Genomic DNA, 13,610 nt, shown 5'->3' with positions numbered 1-13,610 from the left:
GGGGGAATCCCATGGCAGACACGAAGAAGAAACCCGCCGCCAAGTCCGGCAAGTCGAAGAAGCAGGCCATCAAGACCAACAGGCAGGCCAAGGAGACGAAGCGGGAGACCCGCAAGTCGACCTCCGGCGAGGAGTGACCCGGACGGGGCAGCGATGGCCCGCTGCCCGGCCGGACCACCAGGCGGTCGCGGGAGGAGTTTCTGGCCGCCGGGCGGGAAGGCCGGGTAGGTGTGGCGAAATGTCTGACCCGGGTGATGTGATCTGACAGCCGGGGGCGCGCGCCCTCGGCTGTCGGCTCGACCAGGAGTGGCTCTCATGTCCGGCTACCTGCGCTTTCCCGCCGTCTTCCAGGACGTGGTCGTCTTCGCCGCCGAGGACGACCTGTGGATGGTGTCCGCCCAGGGCGGGCGGGCCTTCCGGCTGACCGCGGGGCTCGCCGAGGCGGGCTATCCGCGCATCTCGCCGCGCGGCGACCAGCTCGCGTTCGTCGGCCGCGAGGAGGGCCCGGAAGAGGTGTACGTCATGCCGTCCGACGGCGGCGCCGCCCGCCGGGTCACCTTCCACGGCGCGCGCTGCACGGTCACCGGCTGGGACCCCGAAGGGCGCATCCTGTACGCCAGCGACGCGGCCCAGCCGTTCGAGCACCGCAAATGGCTGCATCGCGTCGCGCCCGGCGGGGTCCCGGAGCGGCTCCCGTACGGACCGGCCAACTCGATCGCGTACGGGCCGGAAGGCATGATCGTGCTCGGTCGCAACACCGCCGACCCGGCGCGGTGGAAGCGCTACCGCGGCGGCACCGTCGGCGACCTGTGGATCGACCCGCGCGGCGACGGCGAGTTCCAGCGGCTGATCAGGCTGCCGGGAAACCTGGCCTCACCCTGCTGGAGCGGCGGCCGGGTGTGCTTCATCTCCGACCACGAGGGCGTCGGCAACGTCTACTCGTGCACCCCCGACGGCCAGGACCTGCGCAAGCACACCCACCATGACGACTACTACGCCCGCAACCTGTCGGGCGACGGGCAGCGGCTGGTCTACCACGCCGGCGCCGACCTCTATCTGCTCGACCCCGGCGAGCCGGCGCGCCGGCTGGACGTGGTGCTGGCCAGCTCCAGAACGCAGCGCAACCGCAGGTTCGTCGATCCCGCCGACTACCTCGACGGCGCCACGCTCAGCCCCGACGGCAGCGCGCTGGCCGTCACCGCGCGCGGCAAGGCGTACGCGATGGCCGACTGGGAGGGGCCGGTGACCCAGCACGGCTCGCCCGACGGGGTCCGCTACCGGTTCCTGACCTGGCTCAACGACGGCACCCGGCTGATCGCGGCGGCCAGCGACGACCGCGACGAGGAGCGGCTGGTCGTCCTCGAAGGCCACGAGGGCGGGGGCGGCACGGAGGTGGCCAGGCTGGGGCGGATCACCGCGCTCGTCCCCGACCCGGTCCACGACCGGGTGGCCGTCGTCAACCACCGCCACGAGCTGCACCTGCTCGACCTGGCCACCGGGCGGCCGGCGCTGGTGGAGGCCAACCCGCACGGCTCGCCCGAGGATCCGGCCTGGTCGCACGACGGGCGGTGGCTGGCGTACTCCAGCCCGCTCAACGCGCAGTCCAGCGCGATCAAGCTGCACCACCCCGAGAGCGGGCGGACGGTGCAGGCCACGGAGCCGGTGCTGGAGGACTCGATGCCGGCGTTCGACCCGCAGGGCCGCTACCTCTACTTCATCGGCCAGCGCACCTTCTCGCCGGTCTACGACCAGCTCCAGTTCGACCTGGGCTTCCCGCTGGGGACGCGCCCGTACGCGGTGGCGCTGCAGGCGGACGCGCCCGACCCGTTCATGCCCCTGCAACGGCCCCTGGGGGAGGACGAGGAGGACGGCGACGAGCCGGAGCCGCTGCACGTCGACGTCGAGGGGCTGACCCGGCGCGTCACCCAGTTCCCGCTGCCCGAGGGCCGCTACGAGAAGGTGGCCGGGCTCAAGGGCAAGGCGCTGATCCTGACCAGCCCGCTCGAAGGCGAGAGCTCGCTGCACCTGTTCGACTTCGCCAAGGGCAAGAAGGTGCACTTCGCCGACGGCGTCACCGACTTCGAGCTGGGCCGCGACCACAAGACGCTGCTCTACCGCGCCGACTCCAGGCTGCGGGTGGTCAAGGCGAACGAGCCGCCGGAGGACGAGGAGGCGCCGGGGCGCGAGAGCGGGTGGATCGACCTGTCGCGGATCAAGGTGTCGGTCTGCCCGGAGTCGGAGTGGCGGCAGATGTTCCGGGAGGCGTGGCGGCTGCAGCTGGAGAACTTCTGGAGCGAGGACATGGCGGGCGTCGACTGGCCGGCCGTCTACGACCGCTACCGGCCGCTGGTGGAGCGGGTCACGACCCGTGGCGAGTTCTCCGACCTGCTCTGGGAGCTGCACGGCGAGCTCGCCACCAGCCACGCCTTCGAGAGCGGCGGCGAATACCGTCCGGGGCCCGACTACGCCCAGGGCAAGCTGGGCGTCGACTGGGACTACCGCGACGGCGTCTACCACATCCGCTCCATCGTGACCGGTGACCCGTGGGATCCGGAGGCGACCTCGCCGCTGAACCGGCTCGGTGTCGACGTACGCCCGGGCGACGCGGTCCTGGCCATCAACGGCGCGCCCATCGGCACGACCGCGACGCCCAACGAGCGCCTGGTCAACCAGGCCGGCGAGGAGGTCGAGCTGACGCTGCGGCGGGAGGAGCAGGTGTTCACCGTCACCGTGCGCGCCATCTCCGACGAGCGGCCGGCCCGCTACCGCGACTGGGTCAACCTCAACCGCGCCGAGTGCCACCAGCGTTCCGGCGGCCGGGTGGGCTACCTGCACGTGCCCGACATGGGGCCCGAGGGGTTCGGGGAGTTCCACCGCGGGCTTCTGGCCGAGTACGACCGGCAGTCGCTCATCGTGGACGTGCGCTTCAACGGCGGCGGCAGCGTGTCGGCGCTGCTGCTGGAGAAGCTGGCCAGGCGGCGGCTCGGCTACGACTATCCGCGGTGGGGCGATCCGGAGCCGTACCCGCCGGAGTCGCCGCGCGGGCCGCTGGTGGCGATCACCAACGAGTGGGCGGGCTCCGACGGCGACATCTTCAGCCACACCTTCAAGGTGCTGAAGCTGGGGCCGCTGGTCGGCAGGCGCACCTGGGGCGGCGTCATCGGCATCTGGCCGCGCCACCAGCTCGCCGACGGCACGGTGACGACGCAGCCGGAGTTCTCCTTCGCCTTCGACGACGTCGGCTGGCAGGTCGAGAACTACGGCACCGATCCCGACATCGAGGTCGACATCACCCCGCAGGACTACGCCAAGGGCGTGGACACGCAGCTCGAACGGGCCATCGACGTCGCGCTGGAGCTGCTGGCCGAGCGTCCGCCGCACACTCCCGACCCCCGGCATCGGCCGCGCATGCAACCTTAGTGAGGTTACAGGCGTCTAAGGATCATAGGTGGGGAAAGCGCATAGGGGATGAACACGTGCACTCCGCCGAAGCGAGACAATAGGCCGGTGGCGAGATTCCTCGTCACCGGCCATGTGTGTTGAGACTTCTTCCGGGCGACAAAGGGGGATCTGTCAGGTGCGCGCATTGGCACGCAAGGGCAAGTCGGCGGTGCGCCGACTGTATCGGGGGTACAACCGGCGCAAGATGCTCAACGCGCCGCCGCCTTCGACGCGGCAGGTCCGCATTCTTCTGCTGCACGCGTACGGGATGGGCGGCACGATCCGGACCGTGTTCAACCTGGCCAGCTACCTGGCCAAGGAGCACGACGTCGAGATCGTGAGCATCCTGAAGGAGGCCGAGGAGCCGTTCTTCCCCATCGACCCGCGGGTGAAGTTCCGTTTCCTCGACGACCGGATCAACCCCAGCAACGACCCGCTGCGCGCGATGCTGTCGAAGATGCCGAGCCGGATCATCCCCAAGGAGGAGACGGCCTACCACCGCTTCAACCTGTGGACCGACCTCAAGCTCGCCCGCTACATCCGCTCGCTCGACACCGGCGTGCTGATGGCCACCCGCCCCGGGCTCAACCTGGCGATGGCCCAGTTAGCGCTGCCCAGCGTCATCACGATCGGGCAGGAACACGTGGCGCTCCGCACCCAGGCCGAGCCGATGCAGGAGCTCATCAAGTGGCGCTACCGCCGCCTCGACGCTCTGGTCACGCTCACCAAGGCCGACCTGCGCGACTACCGTGAGACGCTGCCGAAGAAGCCGAAGAAGCTGGCCCGCATCCCCAACGCCGTGCCACCGATGACGGGCGGCACCTCCAAGCTGGACGCCAAGGTCGCCATCGCGGTCGGCCGGCTGACCCGCATCAAGGGCTTCCACCGGCTCATCACCGCCTGGGAGACGGTCGCCGCCGCCCATCCCGACTGGACGCTGCGCATTTTCGGCGCGGGGCCGCAGGAGGAGAACCTCGCCCAGCAGATCGTGGAGGCGGGGCTGCAGGGTAAGGTCGAGCTGCCCGGGCCCACCTCCGACGTGGGGGCCGAGCTGGAGAAGGCATCCATCTTCGTGCTCAGCTCGCGTCACGAGGGCTTCCCGATGACGATCCTGGAGGCGATGGGGAAGGGGCTGGCGATCGTCAGCTTCAACAGCCCGCACGGGCCCAAGGAGATGATCACCAACGAGGTCGACGGGCTGCTGGTGAAGCCGCGGACCAACGCCAACCTGGCCGCCTCGATCATCCGGGTGATCGAGGACGAGCAGCTGAGGCGGGACCTGGCGGCGAGGGCGCTGGAGACGGCGCGCACGTACGACGTGGACGCGGTGGGGGAGAAGTGGGACGCGCTCCTCGCCGAGCTCCTGGCCCGCCGCAACGGCACCTACGTCCGGCCCCAGCCTCCCGCCACCGACGCTCCGGGGCCGGATGGATCGTCGGCGACCTCGGACGGCCCGGCTCCTGCCTGAGGCGCCTCCGCCCGAGGACGGCGGGGTCAGACGCCGGAGCCGGTGAGTTCCACCGGCTCCGCGATGACGTCGACCAGCGCGCCATTCCGATAGACGGTGATCGGTAACGGCTGCCCGATGGCATCGGCGAACATCAGCCGCTGCAGGCTCTGCGCATCCCCCACCGGGTTGCGCCCCGCGCTCAACACGAGGTCGCCGGAGCGCAACCCGGCCCGGTGGGCGGGCGAGCCGGGCACCACCTCCACCACGCGCAGCGCCCCCGTCTGCCCGGTCCGCTGCCGCAGCGGGTCGGGCAGCGGCGCGGGCGAGGTCACCAGCCCCAGGAACGCCCGCCGTACCCGCCCATCCCTGATCAGGGCGGCGATGATGGATCGGGTCGTGGCGTTCATGGGCACGGCGAGCCCCACCCCCACCCCGGCCACCGCCGTGTTGATCCCGACCACCCGCGCCTGTGAGTCGGCCAGCGCGCCGCCGGAGTTTCCCGGATTGAGCGCGGCGTCGGTCTGGATGACGTCCTCGATGAGCCGTACGGCCGAGCCGCTGCGCGCGGGCAACGACCGTCCGAGCCCCGACACCACCCCGGCCGTCACCGATCCGGCCAGCCCGAGCGGATTGCCCACGGCCACGACGAGCTGCCCCACGACCAGTTCGTCGCTGTCGCCGAGCGTGGCCGGCGGGGGCGTGGCCGTCTGCGCCCTGATCACCGCCAGATCCGACAGCGGATCCCGGCCCACCACGGTGAAGTCGCCCGAGCTGCCGTCGGCGAAGGCCACGGCGCCGGCCCGGGAGTCGCCGATCACGTGCGCGTTGGTCAGCAGGAACCCGTCCGCGGTGAACACCACCGCGGACCCGCTGCCCTGGCCGGCCCGCACGCTGGCCACTTTCGGCAGCAACTCGGCCGCCACGGACGAGACGACGCGCGAGTAAGCGTCGAGTGGATCCGCCATCGTGCACTCCTTTGCTTACAGGATTACACGTTAACCCCGTAACCGGGATGCCATCAATTCCCCGGCTTTCCGCTGGATACGGCGTGGTCTGGCCGCGATGACCCCGGGCCGAGAGCGTCCGCGACGGCACCGGCGCTCAGCCGCGACGGCACCGGCGCTCAGCCGCGACGGCACCGGCGGTCAGTCGTGCCGGCGCCGCGGCAGCAGCAGGCTGACCGCCGCGATGGCCAGGCCGAGCCCGGCGGCCATGAGGAAGACCAGGTCGTAGCCGGCGGCGAGGGCGTCGACCGGGGAACTCCCGGCCGCCTCCGACGCTGCGGCCCTGGTGCCGGCGGCCGTCGCGAGCACCGCCAGCCCGATCGATCCCCCTGCCTGGCCGGCGGTGTTGGCCAGGCCGCCGACGATCCCGGCGTCGCCCTCGGGAACGTCGGCGGTCGCCACGGCCATGAGGGTAGGGAAGGTCAGCCCGATGCCGACCGCGATGAGCAGCGTGGGGCCGAGCACGCCCGTGAGATAGGCGCTGCCGGCATGGCCCAGGGAGAGCCAGCCGAAACCGGCCAGGAAGCAGGCGCTGCCGGCCAGAACCAGGGGGCGTACACCCGTACGCGGCAGCAGGGCGGCGGCCCCTCGCGCGACCACCATGAACGTCACCGCCGCGGGTGTCTGCCCGAGCCCGGCTTGCAGCGCGCTGAAGCCGAGGACGTTCTGCAGGAACAGCGACGAGAAGTACCACATCGCGATGGCGATTCCACCGAACAGCAGCAGCATGCCGTTCCCGACCGCCACCCCCCGGACCTTGAACAGCCGCAGCGGCACCATCGGCTGCCGGGCGAACCGCGCCTCCACCACGATGAAGGCGGCGATCAGGAGCAGGCCCGCCACCACCGGCCCGGACGTCCAGCCATGGTCGGCGCTCTGCATGACCCCGTAGATCAGCGCCGCCAGCCCCGCCGTCCCGGTGACCGCGCCGACGAGGTCGAGCGATCCCCGCCGGCTGATTCGCGTTCCGGCCAGCGACATCATGGCGACGACGATCAGCACCGCGCCGATCGGCACGTTGATGAGAAAGACCCACCGCCACGACAGGCCGGTGGTGATGGCGCCGCCCGCGAGCGCGCCCACCATGCCGCCCACACCCCCCGAGGCGGACCACGCGCCGAACGCCCTGGCGCGCGCCTTCGGCTCGGTGAAGAAGGTGTTGATCACGGCCAGCGTCGCCGGGGCCATCATGGCGGCCCCGACACCCTGCGCGACGCGGGCCGCCACCAGGACCTCCGGCGCGCCCGCCAGGCCGGCGGCCAGACTCGCGACCGAGAACGACAGCAGCCCGGCGACCAGCATCCGGCGCGGTCCGAACAGGTCAGCGGCACGGCCCCCCAGCAGCATGAAACCGGCGAAGCTGAGCAGATATCCGTTCACCACCCACGCCAGTCCGGTCGCCGTGAAACCGAGCTCGTCGCGGACCGAGGGCAGGGCGACGTTCACGATGGACGCATCCAGGATGACCATGAACTGGCAGGCGCACGCCAGCGCCAGGACCAGCCAGGAGAGGCCGGCGTACGGCCTGACCCGCTGGGACGCGCTACTGGTACCTGTCATGACCGGCTGCTCGCATGGTTCGGGGAGGCCGTCGCCGCCAGGCTTTCGCGGGCGCCGGGAACGCTCCCGGCGGCGTCGCCGGCGAGCAGCCGGATGGTGATCCGGGCCAACCGCCGCCCCTGGTACCTGGCCGCTTCCAGCACCGCGGCGTCCGGGCCGCCGCCGGTCGGGCCGCTCACCAGCGACGTGCCGTACGGGTTGCCGCCGGCGCCGTACACGACCGGATCGGTGAACCCGGGCGGCACGATCAGCGCCCCCCAGTGGTAGAAGACGTTGCTCAGGGACAAGATCGTGGCCTCGCTGCCGCCGTGCCGGTTGAACGCCGAGGTGAAGGCCGTCACCGGCTTGTCGGCCAGCACGCCTTCGCGCCACAGCCCGCCGGCCTGGTCGATGAACTGCTTGAGCTGCGCGGCCGGCGCCCCGAACCGGGTCGGCGTCCCGAACGCGAACGCATCCGCCCACGCCAGGTCCTCGACCGAAGCCTGGGCGATCGACGTGGCGGCGTCGGCGTGCTGCCGCCACCGCGGGTCCTGGTCGATCGCGCTGTCGGGCGCCAGCTCGGCCACCCGCCGCAGCCGTACCTCGGCCCCGGCCGAGGCGGCCCCTTCGGCGACGGCCTGGGCGAGTGCGTGCACACTGCCTGTCGCGCTGTAGTAGATGACGGCGACCTTCACGGTCATGCCCGGCTCCTCGCTGTCATGTAGGATTAGTTATGCAGATAACTATTATCCGCATAACTAATCTGTCAAGGAGTGCCCATGGACTTCGAGCAAGCCGACGCCCTCAACCAGGCCATCCGCCTGCTGAGCCTGCGCCACCGGGCCAGGGCCGCGGCGCTGCTCGCCCCGCTCGGCCTGCACCCGGGTCAGGAGGCGCTCCTGCTCGAGCTCGACCGGACCGGCCCGCGGATCCAGGCCGAGCTCAGCGAGGCGCTCGGCTGCGAACCGCCCAGCGTCACACTCATGACCCGCAAGCTCGAAGCCTCCGGCCACATCCGCCGCAGGCCCGCCCCCTCCGACAGGCGTGCCAGCATCGTCGAGCTCACCGACAGCGGCCGAGCTCTGGCCGAACAGGTCAAGCAGCTGTGGTGCGCGCTGGCGGAGGAGACCGTGACCGGCCTGCCCGCCGAGACGGTGGCCGCGCTGCCCGGCATCCTCAACACCTTGACCGGCAACGTGGACACCAGAACCCCTCGCCACACACCGTCCCGCCGCCGCTGACGGGCCCGCCGCCCCCGACGGACCGGGCGCCGCTGACGGGCCCGCCGCTGACGGGCCAGGCGCCGCTGACTGGCCGGGCGCCGCTCACCGGTCGAGCGTCGCTGACCGGCCGGGGTTGAGCAGGTCGAGCCGGGTGCGGCTGCCGTCGCCGGACAGCCGCGGGCAGCGAACGCCGCATCAGCCGGCCGACTCACCTAGCCATGCGACACGAGCTGGGCCAGCTCCACGCGGCGGGTGACCCCCAGCTTCGGGTACGCCTTGCACAGGTGGTGGCCGACTGTACGGGGGCTGAGGAACAGCCGGGTGGCGATCTCCCGGTCGCTCATGCCCGCCGCCAGCCGGACCACCTGAAGCTCCTGGGGCGTGAGCCGGGCGAGCGGGTCGAGCGCCCGGGGGTGGGCCGAGGGCCGGTCACCCAGGGCGGACAACTCCGCACGGGCCCGGCTCGCCCACGTCCTGGCGCCGAGCCGCTCGAACCCGGCCAGCGCGTCGGCCAGCTGGTCCTTCGCCTCGGTGTGGTGGTGATGCCGGTGCAGCCATTCCCCGTACGCCAGCCGGGTCCTGGCCTCGTCGTACGGGCGGGGGTCGCGCTCGTGCAGCTCCACCGTGGACGTGAAGTGCCCGGCGGCGGTGTCCTCGTCGGCCAGCAGCGCCGCGCAGCGGCGGGCCAGCGCGATCGCATGCGGCCGGCCGGTCTGCTCGGCCCACTCGGACAGAGCGGGCAGATGGCGGGCGGCCTGCTCGGGGAGGCCGGCACGTACGGCTGCCTCGACGTGATCGGGTACGGCCCTGATGAGGAAGTCGTGCCGGGCCGGGCCGCCGCACACCTCGTCCAGCCGAGCCGTGGCATCCTCGAACCGGCCGCCGGCCAGGTGGAGCAGGCCGAGCGCCCACGAGGCCAGCGCGGCGTCGGTGGGGTGCTTGGTCCGGTGCTCCAGCACGCCGGCGGCCAGCGACCGGCACGCGATCTCGTCCCCGCCCACCGCGGCCAGCCACGCGGCGATCGCGTTCAGCGCGACGACCTGCAGGTCCTGGCCGAGGTCGGTGGCCAGGGAGACGGCCTCGGTCACGCCGGCGTCGGCGTCCATGAACCGGCCGCGCAGCAGCTGGACGATCGCCAGGGGTTCGAGCGCGTACGCCAGCCGGCCCACCGCGCCCTGCTCCCGCACGTCGGCGACCAGCGACTCCAGCACCTCCGTGGCGATCTCGTCCTCGGCCACCAGCATCCCGGCGAACCCGGCGACGATCCGCTCCCGGAATCCGCCCGCCTTGCCCTGCCTCGCGGACCCGGCCAGCTCGCGCATGGGCGGCACGCCCACGTCGGGCCGGCCGTCGTACAGGTCCCGGAACCCGATGAGTCCCGCCACGACCGGCGTGCCGGGTTCGACGGTCTCCAGGAGGGCGGCGCACTGGCGTACCAGGTCGTGGTCGCCGGCGTCGCGGGCGTACCGGACGGCTTCGGTGAGGATCGACACGGCCCGCTCGGGGGCGGTGGCGGCGATGGCGGTGGCACCGTCCAGCGCCAGGGCGGCGGCGACGGCGGGCGAGGCGCGCTCGTACTCGGCCTGGGCACGAATCCACGCCGCCTCAGCCGCGAGCAACGGATCCCGAAACCGGGGCGCAGGCCGGTCGGCGGACTGCGAAGACCGGTCGGCCGACTCAGCGTTGTGGTGGGTCGGTTCCTGGTCCCGGTCGGCTGGCTCTGCGTTGTGGTCGGTCGGTCCCTGGCCTCGGTCGGTCGGCTCCACGCTGCGGTTGGGCAGCCCTGCGGGCTGGTCGGCCAGTTCGGTGGCGCGGTCGGGGAGGGCTGCGTCGTGGGCGATGCGGGCGGCGGCGATCAGCCCTGGGACTTGATCGGCTGGCTCGGCGCTGTGGGCGGGCAGCCCCAGGGCGCGATCGACCGGGGCGGGGCTTCGGTCGGGCAGCTCTGCGGCCTGGTCGGCCAGTTCGGTGGCGCGGTCGGGCAGGCCCGCGTCGTGGGCGGCGCGGGCGGCGGCGATCAGCCGCCATGCCCGGCGCGTCTCGTTGGTGCTGAGCTGGGCCGCGCGTTCGAATGCGCTCATCATCGCGGTCACTCCGCCCCGTCGGCGGGCCCGGTGAGCGGCCCGTTCCAGCTCGGCGGCGACCTCCTCGTCCGGCCCGGGGGCGGCGGCGGCCAGGTGCCAGGCGCGGCGGTCGGCGTCGTACTCGCCGTCGAGCGCCCGGGCGAACGCCTCGTGGACCTGGACCCGCCTGACGTGCGAGGCGCCCTGGTAGGCGGCGGCCCTGATCAGCGGATGCCGGAAAGCCAGCCCACCGCCCGGCGACAGCCCCCCGCCCGGCGACAGCCCGCCGGACAGCACGACCAGCCGGGCCCGTACGGCAGGCTCCAGGTCGGCCGCGGAGACGCCGAGCAACGTGCCGACCCGCAGGATCACCTGCAGGCTGCCCGTGTCGTCGGCCGCGGCGATCAGCAACAGCAGCCGCGTCGCCGCAGGCAGGCCAGCGATCTGCGCCTCGAAGGCGTCCTGGACGCGGCCCGCGGCGGGCAGCGGCGGGGCTGGACGGCCGTGGTCTGCGGTGGGCAATGGCGCGGCGGGGCGGGTGTGGTCGGTGGCGGGGCGGGCGGGGTCTGCGGCGGGCAGCGGCGGGGCGGGGCGGGTGTGGTCGGTGGCGGGTTGCGGCGGGGCGGGACGGGCGTTGTCCTGCAGGGCGTGGAGCGTGGTGGCCAGTTCGATCACGGCGAGTGGATTGCCGCGCGACTCGGCGAGCACGCGCTCACGAAGCGGCCCCGCCAGGCCGCGTGCGTGCGCGTCGAGCAGCGACGTGGCGCTCTCCTCGTCCAGGGCGGCGAGCCGGAGCACGTCCAGGCCCGGCACAGGCGCGGCGAAAGACGCCGCCACCGAGTCGGGAGCGGGGCCGATGCAAGGGCCCGCCTGGGGTGGCGGAGCGTCGCCGTCCCCACTCCTGGCCGCGAAGATCATCGCGATGGGATCGGCGTGCAGCCGCCGGGTGGCGAACAGCAGCGCGTCCAAGGACGCCCGGTCGAACCACTGGGTGTCGTCGATCAGGCACACCAGGGGCCCGTCGCCGCTCAGCTCCGACAGCAGCGACAGGGTCGCCGCGCCGATCAGGAACCGGTCGCCGACCGTCCCCTCGTCCAGCCCGAACGCCGTCCGCAACGCCGCCGCCTCCGGGCCGGGCAGCGCGCCGAGCCGGTCGAGGTACGGGCACAGCAGCAGGCGCAGCCCCGAGAAGGGCAGTTCGGCTTCCCACTCCAGGCCGACGCCACGCAGCACCCGCAGGTCGGCCGCCGCGGCGGCGGCATAGTCGAGCAGCACGGTCTTGCCGATCCCGGCCTCGCCCGTGATCAACAGCGCTCCACGACGACCCGCACGGGCGCTCGCGAGCAGGTCGTCGATCCGGCCCCGCTCGGCGATCCGCCCCAGAACCATGCGGAAACAGTAACCCACGTCACTCTCGGCACGATCTCTCCGCACGGACGTGTCCCAAGAGATCCACTCCACTTACCGGCCTGGACACCGCTCAGCCCGAATGGCCTCGTGATCTCATCCCGCAGATTTTGCAGCAATGAGGCGCTTGGCCAGCCGTTGCGCCGGAGCCTCCACGAAATGCCAGGTCAACGTGCTGAGCCCCAACAAGAGTCCCAAGACACCCGCCAACGCCACCAGCCGCAGACCCAGCGGCACAGCCAGCGGATCGGGCCAGAACCGTTCGACACCCTCCAACAGCAAGGGGTGCAGCAGATAGACCGAATAACTGATCAAACCCAGCCAGGCCAGGACCAGCGGCACTCTTCGGCGCTGAAGCGCCATGCCGGCGATGAAGGTGGTCCAGGCCGCGGCTATCGCCACCTGAGAGCCGAACTCACCGCTTGCCAGCCAAATTCCGGCCAGCGGTACCAGCGCCGCCCAGGCCGCCTGCCTCCAGGAGATCTCACCCTGAATGGCCCGATACAGCGCCGTGCCGGCGAACATGGTGGCCAGAATGAGCAGCCCCTGTCCAGGTCCGGGGTAACTCTGGTTAACGGCCAGCAGCCCCAGTACGGTGACCCCGATAACGACCGCGCCGGCTTGTCGCACCACGCCTGAACCTCTGAGCACCGTTATGAGCCCCACCGCTACGAGCACGGCCACGGCCAGCACCACCACCAGCATCCGTCCCGACCCGCCGGCCGAGAGAAGCGTGACCGGCAAGGTTCCCGCGCCCAGCACGGCAGCCGTGGCGAAACCCAGCGCGCAGGCGGTGCTTCTACGATGCACGTCCAGACTGAACATCGCCGTAAGCAAGAGATAGAAGGCCATCTCGTACGACAACGTCCACAGCACGTTCACCAGGTTCGGCACGCACAGCAGGTTCTGAAGCATCATCGCGTGACCCAGTGCCATGGAGAGCGGCCGCGAACCCCACCAGATGTGCAGGCCGTCCCAGCCGACCGCGATCAGCACCGCCACACCGGCCACGCACACCCCGAACAGGGGATACAGCCGAAGGACGCGAGAAATCCAAAAGGCCCGTACGCTGCCTCGCCGTTCGAGAGACGCAGGCACGATGTAACCGCTGACCAAGAAGAATAACGTCACCCCGTACCAGCCAGGTTCAAGAACCGCCTTGACCGGATAACGTGCCTCGGGCAATACGAACTTGAAGGAGTGTTCAAACACCACTGCCGTGGCGGCGATACCACGGAGAGCATCGAGCCAGGCCATGCGCCGCCTGATCTGCTGGCCTTCTTCCGCGGTAGTCAAGGAAATCAATTTACCGTATTCGACTGGTGAAGGTACTCGACCACTTTCAGCGGTTGGCTCGCGACCACGAACGCGACCCCGCCGTATCCGAGGCGACCATCCGCTGGGCCGCCATCGTCGCCATGGCCGGCGACCCTCCCGCTACATCTGCAGCGGCCGTCTACTCAGACCGCGCTTTTGTTCCGCT

General features: G+C 71.7%; 9 protein-coding genes. 4 read left to right on the top strand and 5 right to left on the bottom strand.

The window, feature by feature from the left end:
• The first annotated feature begins 11 nt into the window (after positions 1 to 11).
• The 3 genes from HD596_RS64405 to HD596_RS51440 all read left to right on the top strand — a co-directional run bounded on the left by HD596_RS64405 (position 12) and on the right by HD596_RS51440 (position 4,909).
• Positions 12 to 137: a hypothetical protein gene (locus HD596_RS64405; RefSeq protein ID WP_281398344.1), complete on the top strand. Its 126-nt coding sequence runs from the start codon at positions 12 to 14 to the stop codon at positions 135 to 137.
• A gap of 178 nt (positions 138 to 315) precedes the next feature.
• The gene (locus HD596_RS51445; protein ID WP_185076742.1) at positions 316 to 3,420 is read left to right on the top strand and encodes a S41 family peptidase; all 3,105 of its coding nucleotides are present in this window, start codon (positions 316 to 318) and stop codon (positions 3,418 to 3,420) included.
• A gap of 157 nt (positions 3,421 to 3,577) precedes the next feature.
• Positions 3,578 to 4,909: a glycosyltransferase family 4 protein gene (locus HD596_RS51440; protein WP_185076740.1), complete on the top strand. Its 1,332-nt coding sequence runs from the start codon at positions 3,578 to 3,580 to the stop codon at positions 4,907 to 4,909.
• Positions 4,910 to 4,935: 26 nt separating this feature from the next.
• On the opposite strand, the gene HD596_RS51435 is transcribed toward HD596_RS51440, so the two are convergent.
• The 3 genes from HD596_RS51435 to wrbA form a co-directional block, all read right to left on the bottom strand.
• Positions 4,936 to 5,856 (bottom strand): S1C family serine protease, encoded by a 921-nt coding sequence (locus tag HD596_RS51435; RefSeq protein WP_185076738.1) that lies wholly within the window; start codon positions 5,854 to 5,856, stop codon positions 4,936 to 4,938.
• A gap of 180 nt (positions 5,857 to 6,036) precedes the next feature.
• The gene (locus HD596_RS51430; protein WP_185076737.1) at positions 6,037 to 7,455 is read right to left on the bottom strand and encodes an MFS transporter; all 1,419 of its coding nucleotides are present in this window, start codon (positions 7,453 to 7,455) and stop codon (positions 6,037 to 6,039) included.
• Positions 7,452 to 8,135, bottom strand: coding sequence for an NAD(P)H:quinone oxidoreductase (gene wrbA / locus HD596_RS51425; protein ID WP_246555447.1), 684 nt, complete (start codon positions 8,133 to 8,135; stop codon positions 7,452 to 7,454). The genes HD596_RS51430 and wrbA overlap by 4 nt, the downstream gene beginning before the upstream one ends.
• A 78-nt stretch (positions 8,136 to 8,213) precedes the next feature.
• Here wrbA and HD596_RS51420 point away from each other — a divergent pair, with 78 nt between their 5' ends.
• Positions 8,214 to 8,675 (top strand): MarR family winged helix-turn-helix transcriptional regulator, encoded by a 462-nt coding sequence (locus HD596_RS51420; protein WP_185076735.1) that lies wholly within the window; start codon positions 8,214 to 8,216, stop codon positions 8,673 to 8,675.
• A 194-nt stretch (positions 8,676 to 8,869) separates the two neighbouring features.
• Here the strand turns inward: HD596_RS51420 and HD596_RS64400 are convergent, their stop codons facing one another.
• The gene (locus HD596_RS64400; protein ID WP_185076733.1) at positions 8,870 to 12,109 is read right to left on the bottom strand and encodes a helix-turn-helix transcriptional regulator; all 3,240 of its coding nucleotides are present in this window, start codon (positions 12,107 to 12,109) and stop codon (positions 8,870 to 8,872) included.
• A gap of 114 nt (positions 12,110 to 12,223) precedes the next feature.
• Positions 12,224 to 13,423, bottom strand: coding sequence for an acyltransferase family protein (locus HD596_RS51410; protein WP_185076731.1), 1,200 nt, complete (start codon positions 13,421 to 13,423; stop codon positions 12,224 to 12,226).
• Positions 13,424 to 13,610 lie beyond the last annotated feature (187 nt).

This window comes from Nonomuraea jabiensis (assembly GCF_014204795.1).
In the GTDB taxonomy this organism is placed as follows: Bacteria; Actinomycetota; Actinomycetes; order Streptosporangiales; family Streptosporangiaceae; genus Nonomuraea; species Nonomuraea jabiensis.
The sequence above is the reverse complement of the archived record's forward strand: the minus strand, read 5'-3'. Positions and strand labels throughout refer to the sequence as shown.

What these genes read in the sequence shown, in the direction of transcription:
- HD596_RS64405 (WP_281398344.1), top strand. Translation starts at nt 12, where the DNA reads ATGGCAGACACGAAGAAGAAACCCGCCGCCAAGTCCGGCAAGTCGAAG.
- HD596_RS51445 (WP_185076742.1), top strand. Translation starts at nt 316, where the DNA reads ATGTCCGGCTACCTGCGCTTTCCCGCCGTCTTCCAGGACGTGGTCGTC.
- HD596_RS51435 (WP_185076738.1), bottom strand. Translation starts at nt 5,856, where the DNA reads ATGGCGGATCCACTCGACGCTTACTCGCGCGTCGTCTCGTCCGTGGCG.
- HD596_RS51430 (WP_185076737.1), bottom strand. Translation starts at nt 7,455, where the DNA reads ATGACAGGTACCAGTAGCGCGTCCCAGCGGGTCAGGCCGTACGCCGGC.
- wrbA (WP_246555447.1), bottom strand. Translation starts at nt 8,135, where the DNA reads ATGACCGTGAAGGTCGCCGTCATCTACTACAGCGCGACAGGCAGTGTG.
- HD596_RS51420 (WP_185076735.1), top strand. Translation starts at nt 8,214, where the DNA reads ATGGACTTCGAGCAAGCCGACGCCCTCAACCAGGCCATCCGCCTGCTG.
- HD596_RS64400 (WP_185076733.1), bottom strand. Translation starts at nt 12,109, where the DNA reads ATGGTTCTGGGGCGGATCGCCGAGCGGGGCCGGATCGACGACCTGCTC.